The organism is Demequina lutea (genome assembly GCF_013409005.1).
Lineage (GTDB): Bacteria > Actinomycetota > Actinomycetes > Actinomycetales > Demequinaceae > Demequina > Demequina lutea.
This window is the reverse complement of the sequence record NZ_JACBZO010000001.1, coordinates 1254668-1280059: the sequence shown is the minus strand read 5'-3', so window position 1 is coordinate 1280059 and position 25392 is coordinate 1254668. Positions and strand designations below refer to the sequence as shown.

22 protein-coding genes, 1 tRNA gene, 1 other RNA gene and 1 pseudogene are annotated in these 25392 nt (G+C 64.3%); 12 read left to right on the top strand and 13 right to left on the bottom strand.

Annotated elements, in window-relative coordinates; genetic code table 11:
• Position 1: 1 nt before the first annotated feature.
• The gene (locus BKA03_RS06260; RefSeq protein ID WP_062074957.1) at positions 2–1309 is read right to left on the bottom strand and encodes a S1C family serine protease; all 1308 of its coding nucleotides are present in this window, start codon (positions 1307–1309) and stop codon (positions 2–4) included.
• 1401 nt (positions 1310–2710) lie between these two features.
• Here BKA03_RS06260 and BKA03_RS06255 point away from each other — a divergent pair.
• From BKA03_RS06255 to BKA03_RS06220, 8 genes and pseudogenes are all read left to right on the top strand, one after another.
• Entirely contained in the window at positions 2711–3034 is a 324-nt protein-coding gene (locus BKA03_RS06255) for a BRCT domain-containing protein (protein WP_152649523.1), read from the top strand.
• Between the two features lie 322 nt (positions 3035–3356).
• Positions 3357–5762, top strand: coding sequence for a sensor domain-containing protein (locus BKA03_RS06250; protein WP_062074954.1), 2406 nt, complete (start codon positions 3357–3359; stop codon positions 5760–5762).
• 186 nt (positions 5763–5948) lie between these two features.
• Positions 5949–6371 (top strand): HTH domain-containing protein, encoded by a 423-nt coding sequence (locus BKA03_RS06245; protein ID WP_152649522.1) that lies wholly within the window; start codon positions 5949–5951, stop codon positions 6369–6371.
• A 549-nt stretch (positions 6372–6920) separates the two neighbouring features.
• Positions 6921–7169 carry a hypothetical protein gene (locus tag BKA03_RS06240; RefSeq protein WP_062074952.1) on the top strand — a complete coding sequence of 83 codons (249 nt, stop codon included), beginning with the start codon at positions 6921–6923 and terminating at the stop codon, positions 7167–7169.
• 488 nt (positions 7170–7657) lie between these two features.
• Positions 7658–7966 (top strand): transposase, encoded by a 309-nt coding sequence (locus BKA03_RS14995; protein ID WP_218855990.1) that lies wholly within the window; start codon positions 7658–7660, stop codon positions 7964–7966.
• An 822-nt stretch (positions 7967–8788) separates the two neighbouring features.
• On the top strand, positions 8789–9994 hold the full coding sequence (locus BKA03_RS06230; RefSeq protein WP_179398136.1) for an IS30 family transposase: 1206 nt from the start codon (positions 8789–8791) through the stop codon (positions 9992–9994).
• 38 nt (positions 9995–10032) lie between these two features.
• Positions 10033–10491: pseudogene (locus BKA03_RS06225) on the top strand (transposase); the annotation flags it as partial.
• Between the two features lie 197 nt (positions 10492–10688).
• Positions 10689–12611 carry a putative Ig domain-containing protein gene (locus tag BKA03_RS06220; RefSeq protein WP_179397717.1) on the top strand — a complete coding sequence of 641 codons (1923 nt, stop codon included), beginning with the start codon at positions 10689–10691 and terminating at the stop codon, positions 12609–12611.
• Positions 12612–13406: 795 nt separating this feature from the next.
• Here the strand turns inward: BKA03_RS06220 and BKA03_RS06215 are convergent.
• Entirely contained in the window at positions 13407–13985 is a 579-nt protein-coding gene (locus BKA03_RS06215) for a recombinase family protein (protein ID WP_062075390.1), read from the bottom strand.
• A 298-nt stretch (positions 13986–14283) separates the two neighbouring features.
• Here BKA03_RS06215 and BKA03_RS06210 point away from each other — a divergent pair, with 298 nt between their 5' ends.
• Positions 14284–14679 carry a hypothetical protein gene (locus BKA03_RS06210; protein ID WP_062075375.1) on the top strand — a complete coding sequence of 132 codons (396 nt, stop codon included), beginning with the start codon at positions 14284–14286 and terminating at the stop codon, positions 14677–14679.
• An 89-nt stretch (positions 14680–14768) separates the two neighbouring features.
• Here BKA03_RS06210 and BKA03_RS06205 read toward each other — a convergent pair whose 3' ends face one another.
• Positions 14769–15737, bottom strand: a complete 969-nt coding sequence (locus tag BKA03_RS06205; RefSeq protein WP_062075374.1) for a nucleotidyl transferase AbiEii/AbiGii toxin family protein — start codon at positions 15735–15737, stop codon at positions 14769–14771.
• Positions 15734–16429, bottom strand: coding sequence for a hypothetical protein (locus tag BKA03_RS06200; RefSeq protein WP_152649564.1), 696 nt, complete (start codon positions 16427–16429; stop codon positions 15734–15736). The genes BKA03_RS06205 and BKA03_RS06200 overlap by 4 nt, the downstream gene beginning before the upstream one ends.
• 430 nt (positions 16430–16859) lie before the next feature.
• Between BKA03_RS06200 and BKA03_RS06195 the strand changes: the two genes are divergently transcribed.
• Entirely contained in the window at positions 16860–18101 is a 1242-nt protein-coding gene (locus BKA03_RS06195) for an IS481 family transposase (RefSeq protein ID WP_238579432.1), read from the top strand.
• Between the two features lie 369 nt (positions 18102–18470).
• Here BKA03_RS06195 and BKA03_RS06190 read toward each other — a convergent pair whose 3' ends face one another.
• Positions 18471–18848, bottom strand: a complete 378-nt coding sequence (locus BKA03_RS06190; RefSeq protein ID WP_152649563.1) for a hypothetical protein — start codon at positions 18846–18848, stop codon at positions 18471–18473.
• 517 nt (positions 18849–19365) lie between these two features.
• On the opposite strand from BKA03_RS06190, the gene BKA03_RS15820 reads away from it, so the two are divergent.
• Entirely contained in the window at positions 19366–20106 is a 741-nt protein-coding gene (locus BKA03_RS15820; RefSeq protein WP_083971685.1) for a tyrosine-type recombinase/integrase, read from the top strand.
• Between the two features lie 76 nt (positions 20107–20182).
• Here BKA03_RS15820 and rnpB read toward each other — a convergent pair.
• Positions 20183–20548: RNase P RNA component class A (gene rnpB, locus BKA03_RS06180), an RNA gene on the bottom strand.
• 56 nt (positions 20549–20604) lie between these two features.
• Here rnpB and BKA03_RS06175 point away from each other — a divergent pair.
• Positions 20605–21378: a YaaA family protein gene (locus tag BKA03_RS06175; protein ID WP_062075369.1), complete on the top strand. Its 774-nt coding sequence runs from the start codon at positions 20605–20607 to the stop codon at positions 21376–21378.
• Here BKA03_RS06175 and BKA03_RS06170 read toward each other — a convergent pair.
• From BKA03_RS06170 to BKA03_RS15545, 7 genes are all read right to left on the bottom strand, one after another.
• The gene (locus BKA03_RS06170; protein WP_062075368.1) at positions 21375–21905 is read right to left on the bottom strand and encodes a hypothetical protein; all 531 of its coding nucleotides are present in this window, start codon (positions 21903–21905) and stop codon (positions 21375–21377) included. The two genes, BKA03_RS06175 and BKA03_RS06170, sit on opposite strands and share 4 nt — an antisense overlap.
• 23 nt (positions 21906–21928) lie before the next feature.
• Positions 21929–22714 carry a histidine phosphatase family protein gene (locus BKA03_RS06165; protein WP_062075367.1) on the bottom strand — a complete coding sequence of 262 codons (786 nt, stop codon included), beginning with the start codon at positions 22712–22714 and terminating at the stop codon, positions 21929–21931.
• Positions 22678–23415: a zinc ribbon domain-containing protein gene (locus BKA03_RS06160; protein WP_062075366.1), complete on the bottom strand. Its 738-nt coding sequence runs from the start codon at positions 23413–23415 to the stop codon at positions 22678–22680. Before BKA03_RS06160 ends, BKA03_RS06165 begins: the two co-directional genes overlap by 37 nt.
• Positions 23416–23424: 9 nt before the next feature.
• Positions 23425–24246, bottom strand: coding sequence for a Nif3-like dinuclear metal center hexameric protein (locus tag BKA03_RS06155; RefSeq protein ID WP_062075365.1), 822 nt, complete (start codon positions 24244–24246; stop codon positions 23425–23427).
• Between the two features lie 51 nt (positions 24247–24297).
• A tRNA-Val gene (locus BKA03_RS06150) sits at positions 24298–24371 on the bottom strand.
• 63 nt (positions 24372–24434) lie between these two features.
• Positions 24435–24893: a redoxin domain-containing protein gene (locus BKA03_RS06145; RefSeq protein ID WP_062075364.1), complete on the bottom strand. Its 459-nt coding sequence runs from the start codon at positions 24891–24893 to the stop codon at positions 24435–24437.
• The gene (locus BKA03_RS15545) at positions 24890–25318 is read right to left on the bottom strand and encodes a DUF3052 domain-containing protein (protein ID WP_083971680.1); all 429 of its coding nucleotides are present in this window, start codon (positions 25316–25318) and stop codon (positions 24890–24892) included. Before BKA03_RS15545 ends, BKA03_RS06145 begins: the two co-directional genes overlap by 4 nt.
• Positions 25319–25392 lie beyond the last annotated feature (74 nt).

Sequence of the window (25392 nt, the reverse complement as noted above, 5' to 3'; positions counted from 1 at the left end):
GCTACGCGGCAGGCCCTTGCATCAGCGTCACCGTGGCGGACTGAGTCGCTCCGCCCGTGTCCGTCCAGGTCAGGCTCACAGAGTCGCCTGGCTTGTGGCCCGAGATCGCGGTCGACAGGTCGTCTGCGCTCGTCACCAATTGACCGCCGATCGCGGTGATCGTGTCCCCCGCTACCAGGCCCACGGATGCCGCAGGGGTGTTGGCGTAGACGTAGGTGAGTTGTGCGCCTGCGACCGCATTCGCCCCACCAGCACCCTGACCGGGCACCAGCATGCCGGTCGTGCCGTCCCTCGCGATCGCGACGCCCAGGAAGGCCGGGTAGCCGAGCTTCACGCCAGCAGACAGGTTGCCAGCCCGCATCTGGTCGACGATCGCCAGCGCACTGTTGATCGGAATCGCGTAGGCCACCGTGGTGGCACGTCCGACCGAGGCCGCGGTCGTGATGCCGACCACCTCACCCTGTTTGTCAAGCAGCGCGCCGCCCGAATCGCCGCCCACGACGGCGGCGTCGAACTCGATCATCCCGCCGAGCGTCTCCCCCTGCACCGTGTATTCCGACGAGGTGGTGACGGAGGAATTCAGTTGGGTGACCACGCCGTCTGCGGCCAACAGCACGCCGCCGCCGGAGGCGTTACCCACCGCTGTCACACCCGCGCCGACGGCGGGTTCGGCGTTCTTATCCGGGGTCGCCGTGGCCAAACCGGTTGCACCTTGGAGCTGGAGGAGGGCCACATCGTCCGTCGCATCAGTGCCCACGACAGTCGCGGTGTACGTCTTGCCAGTCGCAGCGATGGTCACCGATATCGCGGTCGAGCCGTCGATGACGTGGTTGTTGGTGAGGACCAGTCCATCGCTCGTGAGCACCACGCCTGTGCCTGCAGCCGCGGCCCGGTCGTAGCCGAGCACGGTCTCGATGAGGACCAGGCCCGTGGACTCGGAGGCGGACGCGGTGGTCGCGGCCGCCTCCGTCGAGGTCGTGGTCCCCGGCGAAGTCGTACCGTTCCCGGGGTAGGTGTAGCCCTGGCGCGGCCCGACATATCGCTGACGCGGGCCCACATAGCCGCCACCCGCCTCGCCCGAGGGCGCGTTGCCCAGACTCGGTGCCGTGCCGATCTGCGCCGTCGTCGCTGCTGAGGTGGTGTTCGTGCTCGCGGCCCATACGCCGACCCCAGCGACGTACGCCAGGGCGAGCACCGAGGCGGCGATCACGCCCACCTTGGGGCGGAGTGCCCCGCGCCAGCGTGACCGCCGACGCTGAGGTGCGGCGTCAATCGTCGGGTCTGCGGGCTGTGGGCTCTCCATGGTCATGGTTCTCTCCCTGGCTGGGGTCTATTCCAAAGTCCACGCTCCCAATGAAACAAATGGCCCAGAGAATTCAGGGAGTTTGCTCAGAATACGAGAGGGTCGCGTCAGCACGAGCCGAGTGGGCCCGTCGGCGGGCGGATGAGTTGGCCGATACGCCGGGTAATGCTCCTGCGTGTACACCTAGAGCCATCTAGAGCCACCTATGTCGTAATTACCAGGGATGACACGGCGTTCACCGTCGTCTTGAGCCATCTGGAGCCATGCGTGCTGCGGACAGTTTGCGGACAATCTGCTGCGGGCGGACGTGCGGACGTGCGGACGTGCGGACGTGCGGACGTGCGGACGTGCGCAAGCCGAAGCCACCCGCTCTGGGCAGCCAAATTTCAAAGCCGTATTCGTGCGCAGCGACGTCAAGACCGCCGGAAGACTGTGTGCCCGACAAGCGTGTCCACGAATTTCAACCCACGTTGGCCATCCTCGCGACGCAGACAGGCCAGGCATCCGGCTTCGACGTAATGTCGCGCCTCGGCCACAAATCACCAAAGACGGCGGCACGCTACCAGCACGTCCAACGCGAGCGGCAGCGCCTCATGGCCAGGTCGCTTAGCGCCCTGGCCACGAGGCATTGACGTTCGAGATGGTGGCTTAACCGAACGATCCCAATGGGGCACCCGGGCCGATCATCGAGCAACTGCACTTCAGTTTCCACGTAGCATTCGCCAACGCCGACGCCATGCGAAGGTACGCGCGGATTCTGCGCGAGGTGGCAGACCACGCGGACAGCATTCTAAGCGGCTCGCACTAGCCCCAGCGATGGGCCCCATTGCGGGGAGACACACACCAGAGAGAGCCCCGGCGATCCGACACGCCGGGGGTTTCGTCATGTGTGAGCGACGTGTGCGGCGGCTTCGGCTCGGCGGGCATTGTCGTCGATATGATCTGGACATGAGTTTAACTTCGATGTTGTACAGGATGGCCCGGGCCTCGGCGACGGGGCGTGCGGCACGTAAGGGTCCGGTCGCGTTGGGTCAGCGTGAGGTTCGCAAGGCTGTATATCGCAAAACGAGCGGACAGACAGCAAAGGCGCTACGCAAGTTCCTGAAGTAATTTCCGCTTACGTTGCCGCGCGGGGTACGGCGCGGCGCAGCCTGCGACGGTGACTGGGCGCTGTAGGACGCGAAAAGCCCCGCCCGGGGTCTCAGAGGGGGGTCGAGACACATCCGGGCGGGGTGTATTTAGAGTGCTGTGTGCACGCGAAACGCGCAACTTGGTGTGAGTCGTCCCACATCGTGCCGCGCACGCTTCAGTATCGCGAAGGCGAGTGCTAGGAATATGGCGACGGGGAGATCAGGTGAGGGCGTGCGCCGTTAGGTAGTTCGCCACGATCGAGGAGGCCCCGCAACCATCAGTTACACCGAAACCAGTAGATCGGATCTGTTCGTCGGCGCACACGTCGTATTCACGGGCACCCTGGGCCTGTCACGAGCCGAAGTTGCCGCACGGGTCGCACTCCTTGGGGGCACACTACAACGGGGCGTGACGAGCAAGACGACAATCCTGGTCATCGGCGACGGATTTGAAGGTCACGAGCCTCAAGACTTCCCCACACTGGTAGCCGTCATGGTGGCCGACATGAGGGCACAGGGACACCCGATCGAAATTCTCACGGAAAACGAATTCGCAACTCGTATCCGTAACGCCAAGTCTTCCGCACTGGCCTTCGAATAACTACACGCCACCACCGCACTTTGGCTACACGTCTGCGGTTGCTCACGCCCGCTCGGCGGCGTCCCTGGGAGGGAGACCCACCGAGCGGGACTCCCCTAGCGTGGCGCGGTTTGTGGCCGTGCGCAAGACGAAGCCACCTACCCCGGACAGACGCGCCGTGCTCAGCACACCCCCCTTTTGTGAAGAGCCCGTTGTCGGCGTTGAGGCGGTCGACGCGGTCGAGGGCAATTCATCACACAAAGTTGACCCGGGGTTGTTTCTTGAGTTGTCCTGACTTTGTGAAATCCGAACTATTTGCTATTGCGCGAGAGGAAGGATTCGCATGTTGCAAAACCCGTTGGACTTCCAGGGCCTGCTAGAGGCAGCCCCTGATGCGATGGCGGGGATTGGTCCGGCGGGTGTGATCCGGTTTGTCAATCGCCAGACGGAGTTGTTGTTCGACTACGACCGCACCGATCTGGTGGGTCAGCCCATGGAGATACTGGTGCCGGAGTTGTCCCGAAAGGGCCACCTGGCGCACCGGGCGGGATACTTTGCCAACCCGGAGGCTCGGGCCATGGGGACCGGTTTGCAGTTGGCTGGACGGCGTCGGGATGGCACCGAGTTCCCCGTCGACGTCAGTTTGTCCTTCATCGAAACCGAGGACGGCCTCTTCGTCACAGCGGCCATCCGCGACATCACGGAGCGCATCAAGACAGCACAGGAACTCCAGCAGATGGCAGCAATCATCCGGAATTCTGAGGACGCCATCGTTGGTAAGACGCTCGACGGTATCGTCATGAACTGGAACCCGGCTGCCGAGAGGATGTTCGGGTACTCCAGCGAGGAAACTGTCGGCAAGCCTATCGACCTCTTCAACCTCGAGGATCGACCCGGCGACATAAACGCCACCCTGGCCAGGATTGGGGCAGGTCAGCCTGGCGGGCACTATGAGACCATCCGTGTCCGCAAGGACGGAACCACACTCCCGGTGTCGATCACCGTCTCGCCGATCCATGATGCGGGCGGTGCGATCGTCGGTGCGTCCACGATCACACGGGATGTGACCGAGCAGAGGAAGGCGGCCGAGACCGCGCGGAGTCTGGTTGCGGCGGAGGATCTGGTCCGTACGGTGATGGGTTCTGCTTCGATTGGTATCGTCTTGGCCGACCTGGACGGTTCTATCCAGGTCGTGAACCGTGCATTGTGCGACCTGCTTGGGTACGACGAGGCGTACGTCCTGGCACACCGACTGCAGGACGCCGTGCACCCCGACGACGTCGAAGAAGTTCTCCAGGCCCGCGCCCGGGTCATCGCCGGATCGACCGAGAAGGCCGTCACGACGTTGCGTCTGGTGCGGGCCGACGGCGCTACCGTCTGGGTGCGTCGGGTGGAGTTGCTGCTCCACGGTAAGGACGGCGAGGCGAACATGGTCATGGTCCAGGTGGAAGACATCACCGTCGAGCACAAGGCTCAGGAGGCTTTGACTTACCAGGCTTTCCACGACTCGCTGACCGGGCTACACAACCGGGCTTGGATCCTGGACATCCTGGAGGTCGATCTGCGCATCGCCAAACGGGAGGGACGTTCGGTGGGGGCACTGTTCGTGGACCTGGACAACTTTAAGGTCGTGAACGATTCGCTGGGTCACGCGGCCGGCGACGAGGTGTTGGCCACGGTGGCGGGCCGGATCGTGGCCGCTGTGCGCGCGGGGGACCGTGTTGGACGTTTTGGGGGCGACGAGTTCATCATCGTGGTGCAGGGCGTCCAAAACATCCAAGACATGGAACGCTACGCCGAGAGGGTGTCTGCCGCGATCGCCACCGATCTGCAGGTGCGAGGCCACCGGATCGTACCGACCGCGTCCATCGGTATCGCCACCTCGACCTCGACGTCGACGCCCGAGAGTCTGCTACGCGACGCCGACTCCGCGCTATCCCGGGCCAAAACCAACGGACGGGCGCGCTGGCACTTCTTCGACGACACGATGCACGCCCAGGCTCTGGCCCGTCTGAACATAGAGGACCAGTTACGTGAGGCGATCACCGCCAATCAGTTCGTGGTGTTTTACCAACCCATCGTGGCCCTGGCCGACACCCACGTGGTCGGACACGAAGCACTCATACGTTGGGCGCACCCCACCCGCGGCCTACTCAGCCCCGGTGAATTCCTCGAAATCGCCGAGACCACCGGGCTGATCACCGCCATCGGAGCCCAAGTCCTGGACCAGGTCTGCGCCCTCCTCGCAGAACATCCGGACCTGCCCGGTCCGGTCAGCGTCAACGTTTCGGCCGTCCAGTTGGCCAGGCCGGACTGGCTCACCACCGTGCGGGACACTCTGGCGGCCCACCGGGTCGACCCCGCCCGGATCGTGATCGAGGTCACCGAGACCGCCGTCCTGAGCCTGGTGGGCTGCGCCCGAACCGCACTGACATCCTTACGCGAACTCGGTATTGGCATCCACCTGGACGACTTCGGCACCGGATACTCCTCCATCTCGGTGCTACGGGAACTGCCCGTGACCGGAGTCAAACTCGACCTGCGCTTCGTCCACGACCTCACCGCCGGTAACAGCCAAGCCAACGCCCTGACCCAGGGCGTGAACGGTCTGGTCAAGGGCATGCACCTGACCGGCATCGCCGAAGGCATCGAAACCCAGATGCAAGCCGACATCCTGCGCGACCAGGGATGGGAATGCGGACAGGGTTACTACTTCGGCAAACCAGCCAGCACACCCCTCACCCACTGATTCTGGATCCAGCAGGCCTGGACCGGGTGGTCGCGTTCCCGAGCAAGACGGCACGGGGCGTGGCATATGCCCGATACGTTCAGTCGCCGCAAGCACCCCAACGCACTAACGATTCCGTGTCAGGGAAGCCGCGTAGCCCCCGTAGGGGACTGCGGCAAGAGCGTGGCTCGCTTCACATAGCGCGAGATGCATGGAAACGGAACAGGCGAGTTCTCACCGCAACGCCGCGCTGCTTACCTTGCCGAGCAGTCTGCACGAGGCAGGCGCTCCTGGGAGGTCCTCAGCCCGGAGCAGTCATCTGGGCGGCACCGCACCATCGCACTCAGCAAATACGGAGACCCCGACGGCGCGCGCCTAGCCCAGGCACAGACCATGGCCGCGAACGGCAAGGCCCCTCAGCAGGTCCGGGCCGTCGGCACGTACTCGGCCAGCCAATCGCGTCGAGTCGTCGCAGCACAGTTCCCGAAGCAGGCCAGAATTGCGGCCAGACGCGCAGAAGTTACTAGGCTCCGCGCCAACGGGCTCTCAGTGGCGGAAATCGCGGCTCGCCACGAAGTAACCGTGCAGACGATCCACAACGACATCAAGGCCATGTCCGACCGCGACTAAAAAAACGCGCATGCTGACCTAATCAGAGTGCAGCGCTAGGTGCCCGCCCCGCTCCGGGTCCTGGGGTGTCCGTTCCGGGCTTCCCCCTCGGACTCCATCACGGTCCATCGTGGTGGCATCCAGTCGTACCTCTTCCGGGCGGACTTCGAGTCGCTGCGGCAGTGGCGCATCAGCCTCGTTTACCCCGAACCGTAGTAGTTGCACCTGGGGGCGCACGGCCCCGACGCCAGAGCGCCAGAACCACACAATTCGGCGGCCGCTGGCGAGGATCCCGACCTCTAGCAGTGGGTTCGCGCAAGCACTCTTGCCTCCTCACCTGGGCGGCGGATCGAGCGCACGGTCACAGCACACGGCGGCGACCTCCATCACAAGGCGGTGGTCGTAGCGAGTTCGTTCGGCCGACCAGTTTTCACCCCGTCGGGTTGACAGGATTTGAAACTGTGGTCACTTGACCCCCTGGGCAGCGCAAAGACTCTTGCGACGTCACCTCGGTGCCGACTCGAGCGCACGGTCACACCACACGGCGGCGGTCCCTGGTTCGTTGCTCCAGTGGGGCGCGCCTACTACTTGCCGGGCTCTGGGTCCGAGCCGGGCACGATGCTCGACGACGACGAGGCGTTGATGTTCGAGTTAGCGGCTCAGCCGAACGACCCCCACGGGGCACCTGAGCCGATCATCGAGCAACTGCACTTCAGTTTCCACGCAGCATTCGCCAACGCCGACGCCATGCGAAGGTGCGCGCGGATTCTGCTTGACGTGGCAGGCGACATGGACAGCATTGTCAGCGGCTCGCACTAGCCCCAGCGCTGGTCCCGATTGAGGGGAGACACACACCAAAGAGACCCCGGCGACCATCGACGCCGGGGGTCTTGTCATGTGCGAGCGAGCGGTGCGGCGGCGCCTGCAACGCTGCGGGGTGTTGGCGCGCACAAAAAGCCCCGCCCGGGGTCTCAGGGGGGCGAGACGTATCCGGGCGGGGTGAGTACATATATTGGCGCGGATCGTGTCCAGGCGCAAGATGAAGCCGCCCACACCTCGGACAGACGAGGCAGGGGCGTCCAGGACTTCGCCCGTGGTGCGGTCTATGTATGCGATGGGCTCTACTGAGGTGTAACGCTCCGTTACACCTGCGCCACGGTCGCGGTGCACCGCCATGTGGGACGCCCCCACCGCCGGAGCGACGGCGCGCGTACTCATGCCCTGCGCTGACAGCAGGCGGGACTGCTGCACGGGTAGGTGACATCTGATCTGGCTTGCCCGAGGGGTGGGCCTGGAAGGATGTCAATATGCCCAAGCCCTATCCAAGTGAGTTCCGGGATGACGTGGTGCGCGTCGCGCGCAACCGTGAACCTGGTGTTTCGATCGATCGGATCGCGAAAGACTTCGGCGTTCACCCGATGACGTTGCAGAAGTGGTTGCAGCGCGCCGCGGTCGACGACGGAACCAAACCCGGCCAATCCCGCACCGAGTCCGCCGAGTTGCGAGAATCGCGGAAGCGGGTCCGGCTGCTCGAGCAGGAGAACGAGGTGCTGCGGCGGGCGGCGGCGTATCTGTCGCAGGCGAACCTGCCGAGAAAAGGTGGTACCCGCTCGTGACAGAGCTCGCCGCATCGGGGATCCCCGTGACGGTGACGTGCCGGGTCCTCAAGCTCTCACGCCAGCCCTACTACCGGTGGCTGGCTGACCCCATCACGCCCAGCGAGGTGGTGGAGGCGTATCGGGCGAACGCGTTGTTTGACGCACACAAGGATGATCCTGAGTTCGGGCACCGGCTCCTTGCCGACGAGGCCCGAGACGCCGGTGAGGCGATGTCGGACCGGACCGCCTGGCGGATCGCCTCGGACAACGGCTGGTGGTCCGCGTTCGGGAAGAAGCGGGGCAAGAACGGCAAGAAACCGGGTCCACCAGTCCAGAACGACCTCTGCACCGTCACGGACGAGGACGGACGGACCCGGCACGAGTTCACCGCCGACGGTCCGAACCAGCTCTGGCTCACCGACATCACCGAGCACAAGACCGCTTGGATTCCAGCAGTCGTAGCAACACTAGCGATGAGGAGTTGGGATGCCGGCGAGAAAATACACCGAGCAGCAGCGGTTGGCGTTCATGGCGTTGATCGACCGGGGCGGGTCGGTGAGGGCTGCTGCGATCGCGGTCGGGGTGCATCCGGACGCGGGCTACAAGTGGATGAAACAAGCGGGATTGTCGACGCCGCGGAGCACCCAGCGGAGGTACTCGGCCGAGGAGAAGGCGTTGTTCTTTCGTCGGCTCGCCGAGGGCGGAAACATCTCGTCCGTAGCCCGCGAACTCGGCTTCAACCGGGTAACCTGCTACGTCTGGGCGCATAAGGCGGGGATCTTCGCCGCCGAGTATGCCGACGCGAACCGGCAGGAGTTCCTTCGGTTACGGCGCGAAGGTCTGTCCCGGCGAGTTGCCACGGCGCGGCTCGGGATCGAGAGTCATCAGGCCTCGGACTGGGACAAGGGCATTCGGGTGTTCTCGAAGGGCCGCGTCTACCCCGATGGAAGGGTCGTGCTCTACCGTCCGGCCGAGATACTGGCGAATGTGAAGAACCGCAGAACAGCGTGGGTGCAGGGAGAACGCGTTTCCCTGGCCAAAGTCGAACAGGTCATCGATCCTCGCTACCTCAGCCTGATCGAGCGGGAGCGCCTCAAAGACTTGCTGATGACGAGCGCATCAATACGGAAGATCGCCGTGACGATGGGACGGTCGCCGTCGACGATCAGCCGTGAGCTGCGACGGAACACGGTCAGCAAGGGCGGCTACCTGCCGCACACCGCGCACCGGACCTCTGTTAAGCGTCGCGAACGGGTTCGCGTTGCGAAGCTCGCGTCTGCGGGGCCGTTGCGTGACTACGTGGCCGCGAAGTTGAAGAAGCGCTGGTCGCCGGAGCAGATCAGCCATCGGCTTCGTAGAGACTTTCCGCATGACCCTGGAATGCGCGTGAGCCCCGAGACGATCTACCAGGCCATCTACGTTCACGCTCACGGTGAGCTGAAACGGGAACTGGCGGCGTCGTTGCGCAGAGGCCGGAAGCGCCGGAAGCCCCACCGCGACCCGGAAGCGCGAACCAGCAGGTTCACCGACCCGATGACGCCACTGACTGACCGACCCGCCGAAGTCGAGGACCGTGCCTTACCCGGTCACTGGGAAGGTGACCTCATCCTTGGCGCCGGGAACGGTTCCGCCGTCGCGACAGTCGTCGAGCGTGCCACGCGCTACGTCGTTCTCGGCCACCTCCCCATCGAGCGGACCGCCGAAGCCGTCCGCGACAGCCTCGTCACTGCATTGGTCGGCCTGCCCGTTGGCCTGCGACGCACTCTTACCTGGGACCAGGGCGCGGAGATGAGCGAGCACAAAGCATTCGCCGTCGCGACCGACATGGCCGTCTACTTCTGCGACCCCGCATCGCCCTGGCAGCGCGGCACGAACGAGAACACCAATGGGCTCCTCCGCCAATATCTCCCGAAACGCACCGACCTCCGAGCTCACAGCGCTCACGACCTCGCCGCGATCGCCGAGGAACTCAACGCCCGCCCCCGCAAAATCCTCGACTGGGACACTCCCACCGAACGAATGACTGCTTTACTGAACACCACGTAGGTCACACCGTTGCGACGACTGCTGGAATCCAAGCCGCCGAGGGCAAACTCTATCTCTGCGCGATCAAGGACGTGTTCGCCAACAAGATCGTCGGATACTCCATCGACTCGAGGATGAAGTCGAGCTTGGCTGTCCTGGCGCTCGAGAACGCCATCGTGATGCGCGGCGACGTCGCCGGCTGCGTGGTCCACAGCGACCGAGGCAGTCAATTTCGAAGCCGGAAGTTCCTGCACGCTCTGAACCGTCACCGCCTGGTCGGGTCGATGGGTCGAGTGGCCTCGTGCGGCGACAATGCAGCCATGGAGAGCTTCTTCGCGCTGCTACAGAAGAATGTCCTCGACCGCCACTCCTGGACCACCCAAGAGCAACTCTGGATCGCGATCGTGACCTGGATCGAACGGACCTACCACCGGCGTCGTCGACAAGCAGCGCTAGGCCGTTTGACCCCGGTCGAATTCGAGATCATCATGAACACGCCAGCCGCACTGGCTGCGTGACTACAACCTGTCACCTACCCGTGCAGCAGTCCCGGGCGAGGGCGTGCGCCGTTAGGTAGTTGGTTGCGTCCAATGACCATAGCCCCCCGGGACAACCTCGCTTTCTCTGCTAGCGTGCAAGTGGTTTAGCACCTCCGTTGGGCGAGCGATCGGTCTGCAGTCACCTCCTCTGCCTACAACCACTACTCAGGAGCACGATGAGAACTCACACGCGGTCACATCTGGCACGGGTAGCGCTCGCACTCGCGAGTGGTTTGGTCCTGGCCACCCTCGCTCCGCTGACCGCGCAAGCGGCAACGTCGACCTATCAGGTGACCTCCACCATCACTGTGGGCTCAGGCCCGGACGGTGTGGCGGTGAATGCGACCACGAACACCATCTACGTCACCAACTACTGGGGCAATTCGGTGTCGGTGATCAACGGGGCGACGGGCGTGGTGACCTCCGCCATCATTGTGGGCTCAGGCCCGAGGGGTGTGGCGGTGAATGCGACCACGAACACCGTCTACGTCACCAACTCCGGCGGCACTAACATTATCGGCAATTCGGTGTCGGTGATCGATGGGGCGACCGGCACGGTGACCTCCACCATCACTGTGGGCTCCAACCCGTACGCGGTGGCGGTGAATGCGACCACGAACACCGTCTACGTCGCCAACGAGTACGGCAATTCGGTGTCGGTGATCGATGGGGCGACCGGCTTGGTGACCTCCACCATCACTGTGGGCCCCTGGCCGTACGGGGTGGCGGTGGATGCGACCACGAACACCGTCTACGTCACCAACTACTGGGGCAATTCGGTGTCGGTGATCGATGGGTTGAAGGGCGTGGTGACCTCCACCATCCCTGTGGGCTCCAACCCGTTCGGGGTGGCGGTGAATGCGACGACGAACACCGTCTACGTCACCAACGAGTCCGACAATTCGGTGTCGGTGATCGATGGGGCGACCGGCGCGGTGACCTCCACCATCCCTGTGGGCTCTCACCCGTTCGGGGTGGCGGTGGATGCGACCACGAACACCGTCTACGTCGCCAACTACCTGGGCAGTTCGGTGTCGGTGATCGATGGGTTGAAGGGCGTGGTGACCTCCACCATCCCTGTGGGCTCCTACCCGTCCGCGGTGGCGGTGAATGCGACCACGAACACCGTCTACGTCGCCAACGCGAACGACGGTACGGTGTCGGTCATTTCGGTGGCTGCTGTGGTGGCCCCGTCGATCACGACCAGCACGCTTCCTGCCGCGACAGTGGGCACACCGTATTCCGCAACCGTTGCTGCAGGCACCGGGCCGATCACGTTCACCGTGTCATCGGGAACCCTGCCCGCCGGACTCACCCTGAACTCCACCACCGGGGTGGTGTCAGGGACCCCAACCTCGACAGGCTCTGCGACGTTCACGCTCACCGCAACGAACAGTGCCGGAACAAACTCGAAGACCTACACGGTCACGGTTGCAGCCGCCGCTGTGGTCCCGTCGATCACGACCAGCACGCTTCCTGCCGCGACAGTGGGCACACCGTATTCCGCAACCGTTGCTGCAGGTACCGGGCCGATCACGTTCACCGTGTCATCGGGAACCCTGCCCGCCGGACTCACCCTGAACTCCACCACCGGGGTGGTGTCAGGGACCCCAACCTCGACAGGCTCTGCGACGTTCACGCTCACCGCAACGAACAGTGCCGGAACAAACTCGAAGACCTACACGGTTGCGGTTGCAGCCGCCGCTGTGGTCCCGTCGATCACGACCAGCACGCTTCCTGCCGCGACAGTGGGCACACCGTATTCCGCAACCGTTGCTGCAGGTACCGGGCCGATCACGTTCACCGTGTCATCGGGAACCCTGCCCGCCGGACTCACCCTGAACTCCACCACCGGGGTGGTGTCAGGGACCCCAACCTCGACAGGCTCTGCGACGTTCACGCTCACCGCAACGAACAGTGCCGGGACAAACTCGAAGACCTACACGGTCACGGTTGCAGCAGCCGCTGTGGTGGCGCCTGTTCTGGCAGCCACCGGATTCGACGTTCTGCCTTGGGGTGTTGGTGGAGTCCTAACATTGCTTGTCGGTGCCGTGCTACTCGTCCTAGCGGCAAAGTACCGTCGAAGCCACGCTGCTTAGGGAAACTGTCGCAGACCCAACGGCTGCGACCCGGGAGCGGCACGATTGAGGAACGCGCCCTGGATCACCGTGCGCAGGGCGGCTATCTTGGTCTCCAAGCGACAGTGCACCCGAGTGTGCACTGAGTGGAGTTCTTCACCTGCACCCAGCAAGGCATGACGGTGAAGAACTTTTGGACATAGGCCCGTCCCCCGTCAGGGGGCGGGCCATCGCTTTGTCTGCGGTTATGCGGGACGGGAGAGGCTTCGGGACGGACTGCGCCGCCTCAAAGGCCGTGGGCGACCGCTGCTCCGGCTGCGAGCCAGGCCCGCCTGGTGGCGGGGCGCGCCGTGGTGTAGCACGCCGTCGACCATCGCCGGGGCTCTCGGCGTTGCGGATGTTCAAGTTCACACCGACATCAACGCCAATCCGCGAGAACCCTCCGGCGCGTAGCGACGTCTTCACAGCACCCGGCGCCGACACTTGGCTACGGGACTTCCCCTGAACTTCAAGTTGAGCGGCCCGTTGCATTGCAAACCCGCAACTCTTGAGCAGGTCGACCGTCCGGGGTATGTCCCGTAAGGCGATTGGACCGTGTGCGGCTTTCACCTATCCGTTCATCCGGCCCACCTCGGAAGACCGATTGTTGCGGGGGCATCTCGCGACGACGCAACCACCAGCCGACCGAAAGCCGTCCGGCCAGCGGACACACTCAGAGTCCTGGACCCGCACGCTTACGGAGGGTGTCCGTAAGACCCGTCCGTTGAATTGCCCGGTAGGGGCCCGTCAAACGGTCAGATAATCACTGGGACACGGTCAGGTCGTCACGGGAACTCGTTCAATCTCGCGGTACACCGTGGCGCGCCCCACGCCAAACAACTCGGCGAGTTCCGCGATCGTGTGCTGACCCGCCTGATGAAGATCGAGAAGATGCGCCGCCTGACGACGCGACAACTTTGGCTTCTTGCCTTTCAGTCTCCCCTTCGCCTCGGCGACGGCCATTCCCTCCCGGGTGCGTGCGCGGATGAGGTCCGCCTCGAACTCAGCAACCATGGACAACACGTTGAGCAGCAATCGACTGACAGGATCATTTGGGTCATGGGTCGAACCACCGATGGACAGCGCAATACCGTGGCTCGCGAGTTCGTCGACGATGTTCCTGGCGTCCAGGACTGAGCGGGCAAGCCGGTCAAGTTTGGTCACGACGAGGGTGTCTCCGTCACGGCACGCGGCCATCGCCTCTCGGAGGCCCGGGCGGTCACGATTGGTGCCAGTCAGGCCCTCATCGGTATAGATACGAGCGGGCTCGATCCCGAGTTGAGCAAGTTGAGCGGACTGGGCCGCAATCCCGTACTCCTGCGCCTTCGTCGACACACGCGCATAGCCAATCTTCATGAGACCACCGTCCGACACGGGTATGACATCAGCGGCAACGACTTGTTGCAACCACCTTCACGACTGTGGGCAAGGGGTCGGCTCCCATGCAACCGAGGTGTTGGTGGCGCCCGCGTCAGTTCCGCCTAGCAGGGGTTGGCGGAGCCAGTTCAACCTGCCGCCAGACCCCTCATTCTGGGATTAGCGGGCGCACCTCAGACCGGGTGAGCATCGGTCTGGCTTGCCCACAAGTCAACCGTTTCAGGCCGCGTGGATACCGTGCAAACACGACGCCCCACCACCCACCTGAGGAGCCCACATGTATGGTCAGAAGCACACCACCATCACCATGACCGAGCAGCACCAACTCGCGCTGACCGCGCTGGTGAACAACGTCACCCATGGACGCTTCGCCGGCCCCGACAACGCCACACGTCGCCTGAACACCACTGAGGCAGCGGCATTGAGCGAGATCACCACAGCCCTTTCCCAGGTCGCGACCGGCACCGCCGTGACACTGAAGCCTCGCTCTGAGTTTGTGCCGCTCGCGGAGGCGCGTCGCACCCTCCACGTGAGCGGCACGGGCCTTCGCCGCTGGCTTGCGCAGCGCGGCATCACCGCCTACCGCAGTGGCAACTACTCATACCTGTCCCAGGCGGACTTCGAGTCGCTCCGACAGTGGCGCATCAGCCTCGACTACCCAGAACCGCAGTAGCCAAGCACGCCGCCGCGCCACCGCGTCGCAAGGGATTCGGCAACGGACTCCTGCGCCCGAATGGGGTCTGGCGATGGCTGCGTGTAGAACTAGAGAATTGCCCGACTTGCACGAACCGTGTCGACGACTTCAGCGAGTGACGGGGCCACGCCATGGACCAACTCCAGCGCCGCCGTATAGCCGCGTTGGACAATCGCGTGAGCCTCGTGCTGGTCGTCGAACGCGGGACTGTCGGCAAAGCCGCCATCCGGCCGCGGTACCCACTTCCAGCCCGCTGCTTGGCTACGGTCGTTGATGTCGTCAGTGAGCGACGCGACTCCATCGGGACCGAGTAGAGCGAGAGCACCTTGAACCTGCTCCGACTTGAGCAGTCGCCCAATGTCGTAGAAGTGCCGGCCAAACTGGAAGATCGCCTGTTGGTCGTTGTTGGTCACCGCAGCATGAACAGCCGCCAACTTTTCAAGCAGAGTGCGCTGGGGGGCAAGCACCGTGACCGGGAAGGAGGCAAACTCCTCCCAAACACTCTCGTCGTCGCCGTACGTCTCCTCGGCGTAGATCGCCACCATGGAACGGTATTGGTGCTCACTCGCGGGGATCTCGCCCCCGCGGCTGCCGAGTTCGAGAACAACGACCTCCTTGATCGCACTCGATCCATACGAGGCTGGATACACGTAGGTTGTCGTGCGATGGATCCCTGTGCTCGAGTCTGGCGACTTGCTCTCTGTACCGAGCCAGGAGCACACGTCGGCGTCGATCTTCCTAAATATCTTGTGACGGGCCTTGGCACTCGGGCCCTCGGGGAACACCACCAGCAGATCAATATCTTCGGAGAACCTCTCTATGAGTCCAAAGACCCTGCTGAGACTTGTTCCTCCTTTGAACACAACTCGGGTAGCCTCGCTCGCCCCGTCGATCGTGCGCTCAATCGCAGCAGCCCGGAGTACTTCGGTGACCCAGAAGTCCTTCTCGACGTAGGCCGGGTCCAGCCCACGAGCGCGTGCAGTTTGGGCGACAAGCGCGTTGAGGCTATCGGCGTCTTCGCGAAGGCGGGGGCTCATGCCGCGCGTGCGCCGGTGGGCGACAGGTCGCCAACGTCATCGAGAAGTCGGTCAATGTTCGAACCAGTCGCAAGGTCATACTCACAGTGCCCAGCGAACCGGAGGCGGTCGACCCGGACGGCACGGGTAACGATCGCATCGCGAACCGCCGCGACAAGGGCGTCCCACCCCGCCTCGACATACACGTCAGGTTCGCGCATCAACTCCAGCAGAGCAATCTCCTTGGCGTTGAGATCAGCGCGAGCCAAGTTGCTTCGAACCGTCTGCTTCACGCCCTCGAAACCCTCAACTTTCTTCAAGGTCGCGACGTGAACACTGACCGGCAACTGAGTCGTCACTCCCCATTCACGGGCTGCCGAGAATCCGGCTAGACCAACACCGACGCGACCCATCACGACGTTGACGACATCAGCGGTAGAGGGGTGCGTCATTCCGTATCGCGTCGCCTTGCCGCGGTAGTACAGACCGCGTCGCACCTTGAGGAGGTCACCGCTATCAACCGCGCGGGACACAGCCTTCCTGCGAGCCGTATCCGTGCCAGGAAGATCACTCAGACGCACGAAGGACTTCACCGGGAGTGCGCGAATCGCCGCGGCAGGCGTCGTCGAGCTCTTGATCGACGCGTTCGACTTCGAAGGACTAGTCATCGTCTTCGTCATGATCGTGATCTCGCTCCTCCTCTTCTTCATCATCCTGATCATCTTGTTCGTGTCACAAAAGTCTAGGGAGAATGTGACATTTTCGCAAGGGAGAGTGTAGTGATATTCCCCGCACCGTTGCGCTACGACGAGGACCAGGCCGGCACCGACGGTGCACCGCAGAGGATCTACACCCCAACGCGAGCGGCAGCGCGACGTGGCAAAGGCACTCAGCGAACTGGCCGCTGGAGAGGACCCCAGCCTCTAACCCCCTGAGCAGCGCAAAGACGCTTGCGCCGTCACGTGGGCGCCGGCTCGATCGCACGTCCACACCACACTGCGGCGACCTCCATCACAAGGCGGTGGTCGTTGCGATTTCGTTCGGCCGACCTGTTTTCACCCCGTCGGGCTGACAGTGTCTGATCTCAGGACATCGTTCACCTATGTCTCAAGACATCGTTCACCCCGTTGACGACGATGGAGCATGTCGCAACGAGTCAAGAACGAGGTCATGGTGCTGGCGATCGTGGAGGGCGGGCTGAGTGTTGCCGACGCCGCCGTCAGGTTCGGGGTATCGAAACGGTGGCTGCGGGTGCTGCTGGCCCGCTACCGCGAACAGGGCATCGAGGCGGTCGCGCCCCGCTCAAAAGCGCCCAGAACGTCCCCGACGAGGGTGGACGACACGCTCCGCCACGCGATCGTGGCGGAGCGCGACAGGCTGACCGCTGCGGGTCTCGACGCTGGTGCGGAGTCGATCCTGGACCGGATGAACGCCTCAGGGCTGACAGTGCCGTCCCGGGCCACGATCCACCGCATCCTTGCCGCCACCGACCGGGTGACACCTCAACCCCACAAACGGCCCCGCTCGTCGTGGACACGTTTCGAAGCGGCCCTACCCAACGAGACCTGGCAATCAGACATGACCCACTGGCGCTTGGACGACACCACCGGTGTCGAGATCATTACGTGGCTCGACGACCACTCCCGAATGATCATGCACATCTCGGCCCACCAGGTCGTAACCGCCAAAACAGTCGTCGATACCTTCACCGCCGCCGCGGAACGCCACGGGCTACCAGCATCGACACTGACCGACAACGGACGCATCTTCACCGCACGCTTCGCCACCGGAACACCAGGACTGGGCCAGTTCGAACAGCTCATCCACGACCTCGGGATCCGTCAGAAGAACGGCCACCCCGGCCACCCTCAAACCCAAGGCAAAATCGAACGCTTCCACCAAACCCTGAAACGCTGGCTCACCGCACGCCCCGCAGCCGACACCCTGACCGCCCTGCAAAACCAACTCGACCAATTCACCCACGTCTACAACCACGAACGCCCCCACCGCGCGATCGGCAGACGCACCCCAGCAACCGTCCACGCCGCCACACCCCCAGCCGCACCCTCAATCAACGTCGCAGGACACCACTACCGAATCCGCTTCGACCACATCGACGCCTCCGGCGTCATCACCCTGCGCCACGCAGGCCAACTACGCCACCTCGGCATCGGCCGCACCCACAAACACCGCCCCGTCATCGTCCTGACCAACGGACCCCACACCATCACCATCGACCGCACCACCAGCGAAATCCTCGCCGAACACACCATCAACCCCGACAAGGACTACCAACCCCGGAAACCACAAAAGGCCCCTCCCGAAGGAGAAGCCCCTGTGAACGATGCCTTGAGACATCACATTCGTCGGGGTGACAGGATTTGAACCTGCGACCCCTTGACCCCCGGTGAGTCAGCGAACCGGATGCGGCCCGAGTCCTGCTTGAACGGCGGCTGAGCGTGACTTCAAGACGGGCGAAATCCGCACGCCCTGGACACATCCCCAGCCACCCATTCGGCGCTCAGCGGCAATCCCGTTCGGGTCATCGCTCCTGGACCCTTGTGGGCGGCAGCATGGTCACCTGAAGGACCCGATGACTTCCGCGACGGCGTCAGACCAGTGACCTGACACCGATCCAGTAGCGAAACTTACGGCGACCAAGGTCGCCCAGACCTGCGGCGTTGAGAGCGCCTAGTCGACATGCGCGCCCATCCCGCGTGGTCGAGGGCGGGGAGGGGTCTCCTCCGGTCTCGTCTACGGTCCGCCAGAGAGGACGTAACCGCTGTACGCGTCGGTTCCGGTCTTCAGGTAGACCGCCATGGTGCACGGCAAGCCGAGCCGTCTCTGTTCGGCTTGCGGGGGGAGGGCCGCGACGAGGGGTTGGCCGACGACCGGCGGGACCGTGGCGACCGTCACGACCGGATGGGGCGCATCGCCGGGCAACGCGGCCCCGATCCCCACGATCTCGGCGAGGGTCAGATCGGGAGTTCCACGGACGAAGTCCCGCCCGCAGTAATGGAGGCGAGCAGGCGTTCCCCACCACGTGGCATAGGCGCTGTGGTAGGCGAAGGCTCCGCCGGCAACGAGGGCGACGCAAAGGACGATGACCATGCTCACTAGTCGTCGCCTCATGACGCCCCCTTCCACGCGACCGGCAAGTATCGTGACAAGGCTATCTCAGGGCGTCAATCGCAACAGGGCTATTTCGCGTTCAACTTCGCTTCTGTCCGCTCCCTGTCAGCACCAACGGTGACGCGTGCCAGACCATCCCTCACCCCACGGGTGAGGGATGGTCGAGTTTACGCGGCACGCCCTAGACCGTGTGCAGAGCCCGGATCGTTGATAGCACGGGGTTGAAGCCCCGGAGCGCGCGTCCCTGCGCGTCCCTTCGTCGCCTCCCAACGCAAACGGTGGGGCCCCTTGAAAGGGGCCCCACCGTCGTGAGCGGGCTTCGAACGAACCGTTGGCGGCCTGATTCCCCGTCTACTCAATGTTGACCGCCGCGGCTTGGCGGAGGGCTTCCGTAGCAACTGGACACACGGCGGGACACACGAGACGGCGTCCATAACGACCACAGCGGTCGGCACCCCGGAGTCACGGAGGACGCGAGCCGAGACGTTGGCGGCCCGGTCCAGCCGCGTGGGCCACGATCTGCGCCCCACGGCCCAAGCCGCTCAGAACGACGCCCCAGGCGGTTGCAGACCGCCTGATTGCGGAGTCTCCGGCACACGGCGTCAAAGCGCCAAAGGTAACCCCGCGACGGATCCGACCCAAGGACACGAACTCAATCGTTGCACTCGCAGATGCAATGCCGACCGGCCACCGCGCGCTGATAATTCTCTGTGCTGGCACCGGCCTCCGGCAGGCAGAAGCGTTCGGTTTGACGCGAAACCGGATTGACCTGGAGGCTCAGACAATCGAAATCGACCGCCAACTGATGCGGACGACCAACGGAAGGAAATCATTCGGACCACTGAGAACGGACGCAAGTTACCGAAGTGTCCCCCTACCTCAAGTCGTGTGTGATGCACTTGAGGAGCATCTCGCGACCCGGGGCCCCTGTTATGGGGACGACCTAGTCTTCGTCGACGAACAGGGCCGTCCATTGATGTGGCGGCGGTTCAACGACGCGCTTCATGAGGCATGCGCATCCGCAGGCGTGGATCGCATCACGTCTCACGACCTTCGCCACTACTACGCCAGCCTGCTGATTCGTCGAGGTGAAAATGTCAAAGTCGTCCAAGCACGCCTCGGACACGCTAGCGCTTCTGACACTCTAGACACTTATGCCCACCTCTGGCCCGACTCGGTGGACCGCACCCGCGACGCCGTTGATGACGTGCTGGGACCTGAGTTCACGGGGCCCAATCTCTCGGCGCACGGCGCGTGAAAGTTCTGGCGGTGCGGACACCGTGCGGACAACGCAGAAGTGCGTAGGGCAAACCACCTCGTAAAGAACCTTAAGGCGGATGAGTTGGCCGATACGCCGGGTTCTGTCGTCTTCCGAAGAAGACGGGCGGCCATCCATCTACGACGTACGTTGCCGCACGCCTCTAGCAACCTACCCAGATACTCGGGCGAGCAGCCCTCAAACGCATCCTGTCTGGTCTTGCTCCGGGTGGGGTTTACCGTGACCGTCGCTGTCACCAGCGACGCGGTGAGCTCTTACCTCACCTTTTCACCCTTACCGCCGGCCGAGGCCGGAGGCGGTTATTTTCTGTGGCACTTTCCCGCGGGTCACCCCGGGTGGCTATTAACCATCACCCTGCTCTACGGAGCCCGGACGTTCCTCGGCACGGGTCTCCCCGCAACGCGGCCGCCTGGCCAACTCATCCGAGACCACTTTACGCGGTGATGACCCTTCGCACATCGTCACTACCCTGGACTCATGCTTATCCTCTTGCCTCCGTCGGAAGGCAAGACAGCACCCACCACCGGCTCGCCGGTCGCGCTGAGTTCCCTGAGTCACCCTGAACTTTCCGACATCCGCCGCCGCGTGGGTGATGCCCTGGTGAGGGTCAGCAAGACCCGCGGCGCCTTGGCCGCGCTCGGCGTCGGTGCCTCGCTCGAGGCCGAGGTGCGACACAACACGACCCTGTGGGAGAACCTGTCCGCACCTGCGGCCACCGTGTACACGGGAGTGCTGTACGACGCGGCACAGGCGGCTTCCTGGGACGCGCGCATGCAAGCAAGGGCCCACGAGCGCATTCGCATCGTCTCGGCGCTCTGGGGGGCCATTTCGCCCATGGACAAGATCCCCGCGTATCGCCTGTCGATGACGACATCGATCCCCCGCATTGGGTCCCTGTCAGGCCTGTGGAGGCGAAACCTTGACACCGTGTTGCGCCCGCTTGCCGGGGACGGCGTCGTCGTGGATTGCCGGTCAAGCGCCTACGGGCCCGTCTGGTCGCCGATCGACGCACCCTGGGTGGCGGTGAAGGTATTGAGAGAGCGCGACGGGTCTCGCTCGGTGGTGAGCCACATGGCGAAGCACGCACGAGGGCTTCTCACGGCGCATCTGTTGACCTTGGATACCGTCCCTCAGACACCGTCGGACGTGGCTGATGCTGCGGCGACGATGATCGGGACGCACTTGGTGGACCTGTCGCTCGTTGCGTGCGCGAAGGGTCCTCACGAACTGACGCTCGTGATCGGCGGTTAGTCGGCTTCGCGTCCGCGGGGCTTGCGTACCGTTCCCTGCCACACAAGCGCGACGCCCCTCGGGGCGAGAATCGTGTTTACCTCATCCATGAATTCGACCATGGTGCGGCGGTACAACGGCAGGCGCGCGATCTCGTGACTGTCGCCCGAAAGCGTGACGTGCGGCGCGGCTGGTGCGCGCACGGGAATGGGGTCGATGGGGACAACCTCGATGGCGACTCCGTCCACCCAGTCTGCTGGCCTGCGCAGCCACTGCTCCTGCAGGGACCGCGGCCATTCGAGGGTGCCCGAGCCCATGAGTTGGAGAAGCACACCATGGTTTTTCATGCGGTTCGCGATCGCGAGCGCAGTGTGCGCGAGCGCGATCAAGGAGAAGACCGCGAAGATCAGCGCGGGCCCCTTCCAGGGCACAACCACGGCGGCCGTGGCCCAGAAGATCGCGAGGACCAGGCGAACGCCCGCGCGAAGGATCGACGCCCACCGGGGTTCTCTCCACACCGGCAACGGTGCCATCCATGCAACAGACATTGACTGCCTCCTTGGGCACGACGCTAGTGAGTGGGCGCTCCGAGGCACATGAGGTGCCTCTCGACGATGTCGCCTTCGCGGGAGACTCGCAGTTGCAGGATGGTGAGGGATGCGGGCTCGGGCCACATCGCTCCCCACGATCGCTTGTCGACCCCGAGGGAGACGCCGACGGCACACTTGATGGCGACCGCGTGCGCGACGGCGGACCAGGCCCGTTCGACGTCGTCTCCTGATTCGCTCAGCCGCGCGTGTTCTGCGGCAAAGCCGCGCAGCACCTCGTCGAGTCGGGCGCCAACGTCGTCAAAGGACTCGCCGCCGGGCGCGGCAATCTCACCAAAGCGCCACCGATGAACCGCGTCGCCATCCTGGAGAACGATTTGCTCGGCCGTGAGGCCCTCCCAACGCCCAAATTCCACCTCGCGCAGCAAGGGCTCGGTCTCCACGTGCAGGCCGAGCCGACGCGCGACCGCGGCACCCGTCTCTTGAGTCCGAGTCAATGGGGACGCGAAGACCCGCGAGACCCGCGGCAACTTCATCCACGACTTGCGGCCGATGGCGTAGACGGCATCGGCGGCCTTGGCGGCCTGGACGCGGCCCGCAGCATTCAGGCCTGGGCCCTCAACCTGTCCGCCAGAGAAGTTGCGGGTGACCGTCATATCGGTCACGCCATGCCTCACCAAGACGATCGTGAGCGGAGAAATGAGGTGCGCTTCGGAGGACTCTAGAGACACCAACGGCGCGGTGGCCTCGACCGATGCGCCTTGCTCACCACTCACGCGGTCGTCCCACGCACGAGGATCCTGCCGCATTCCTCGCACCTGACGACCTCGTCCGCCGGGGTCGCCTCGATGCCCGCGAGGTCCGCGGGATTGAGGCTCATGTGGCATCCCTGGCAGGTTCCGCGCGTGAGCGCGGCCGCACCGGAATCGCCGTTCTGGGCGCGCAACTTCTCGTAGAGCGCCAGCAGAGACTCGTCGAGGTTGAAGGTAGCGTTGATCCGTTCGCGCGCCACGTCGGCGAGTTCCGCTTCGATCGCGGCGGACTCGGTCTCGACGCGTGCACGGACATCTGCGAGCGCTGCCGCAATCACGGCGGCCTCGGCAACGACACCGTCCGCAACGGATTCGGCGTCCTCGAGTCGCTGCATCGCATCGAGCTCGATCTCCTCGAGGTCGGATTGCCTCTTCACCAAGACCTCAAGCTCGGACTGCAGCCCCTGCAGATCGCGGGGAGTCTGGCCGCCCACCAGGAGCCTGTCGTTGTCTCGCTTGGCGCGGGCACGCACCGACTGCACGTCGTCCTCCGCTTTGGTGACCTCGCGCTTGAGGTCCGAAATGGCGGTGTCGGCCTCGATGCGCCGGCCCGTCAGCTCACCCTCGCGCTCGAGCAGCTTCTGGAGCTCCGCCTTGGACTCAAGCGAGTCGAGGCGGTGGCGGGCCTGAGCCGCGCGCGTGTCGAGCTCCTGAACGGTCAGCAACCGCAGTTGGTCCGCTGCTGGGGCCTTGGGCACTGTGTCTCCTTAAATGGTGGACGGCGCGTGGCCTGTCCATGGATCGGTGTTTAGCGTACTCACCGAGGTGGTCACATCGAGCGCTTGAGCCAGCTCGCCGGCGGCCCCTTCAAGCCACAGCGACTCGGATGCCGAGTGGGACACGCTGACGAGGTACGGCTTGCCGTCGGTAAGCGCGGCGGCCTCGCGGGCGTCGGTCGCTGGGTGGTGGCGCAGGTCGGCGGTGACGAACGCATCAACACCTGAGGACACGGCATCGCCGATGAAGGAGCCTCCTGAACCGCCAACGACCGCGACGCTCGTGACCATTCCGTCGGGATTCCCGGCAAACAACACGCCTCCCGCGGTGGCGGGCAGTACGGCGGCGACCCTGGCGGCAAATTCCCGCAGGGACGTCGGCGCGATGGTCCCGATGCGACCGGTGCCATCGACGGACCCGGGCTCGACGGGCACAAGCGGCCCCTCGACATTCATCCCGATCGCGAGCGCGAGCGCCTCGGCGACTCCCCCGTCGACGGCATCGGCGTTGGTGTGCGCGGCGAAGAGCGCGCAGCCATTGCCGATGAGCGTGTGGACCACCGCGCCCTGGGCGGTATTGGCCGCGACGGTGGTGACGCCGCGCAGCATGAGTGGGTGGTGAGTGATGAGCATGTCGGCGCCGGCCGCGATCGCCTCGCGGGCCACGGCAATGGTGGGGTCAACCGCAAAGCGCACATGCCGTACGACCCGGCGCGGATCGCCAACCGACAGCCCCGGAGCATCCCAATCCTCGGCAAGCTTCGGCGGGTAGCGGCGATCGGCCCAAGCAACGACATCGGCGACAGTGGCCACGCGCACTTCCTGACCCGGTCGGCTCGAGGCGACCGCCTTGATTCTCTTTAGTGGGCCCTACCGGACTCGAACCGATGACACCTGCGGTGTAAGCGCAGTGCTCTAACCAACTGAGCTAAGGGCCCTGGACCATTCTTCACCATCGGGAGGCGTCCCAGGGAGCACGCCGCCCATCACGTGAGTCGCAACTATGCGGTAACGCCCAAGACCTTGCGGTATTCGGCCAGGTCGCGCGCATCGCCCGTGGGGTTCACCAAGACCCAATCGACGATGCCACTGGCGTCGATGTGGAAGGTGCCGCGCCCCGCGCGCCCAAGTTCCTCGTCGAAGACCCCAAAGCTCTCGCTCATTGCGCCGTGCGGCCAGAAGTCACTGAGCAGCGTGCCGTCGAACTTGTTTTGATACGCCCACTCTTGGTTGACGTAGGTCGAGTCGCAATTGACGATCAGGATGCGCGCGCCCGCTGCCGTGAGATCGCTCGCATCCCGCAACTGTTCGAGCTCATACGTGCACACGGGTGAGAACGCGAAGGGAACAAAGACAATGAGCGCCTCTGAGCCGCGAAGGTCCACGAGGGACACGGGCACGCCGTCCTGATCAGAAAGGTTGAAATCGGGAGCTGGATGACCCACAAGGGGGTGGGTCACTTCGAGCGACCCTTTTCCACAAGCACCGTTGCCGCCCAATCCGCGTCGACCACGAAGGTCGAGGTGGCGTGCATGCCGCCAAGTGACGACCCCTCTTGGACCGTGTGCGGTGGAACGTGGCCAGCACGGCCCGCCTTGGGCGTCAAGAGCAATACTTGGCCTCCCGAATCGAGAAGCGCCTGAACGTCCATCAACAAATCGGCGAGATCATCGTCGCCCTCACGGAACCAGACGATCGCGAAGTCGGTGACGTCTCCGAACTCCTCGTCAACAAGTTTTTCGCCTGTAACGGCCTCGATGCCCGCCCTCAGCGCCTCGCACACGTCGGCGTCGAAGCCGAATTCCTGCACGACCATGCCGGGGTTGAGCCCAAGTCGTGACACTACGGAGACGTCTAGCGTCTCCGAGCCCTCTGTGGTGGCCACGGCCTGCGTACCTCTTTCCGTCGGGAGCGCCGTATTCGTTGCTCGTTCGCTACACAGTACGGGGCGACCATGGC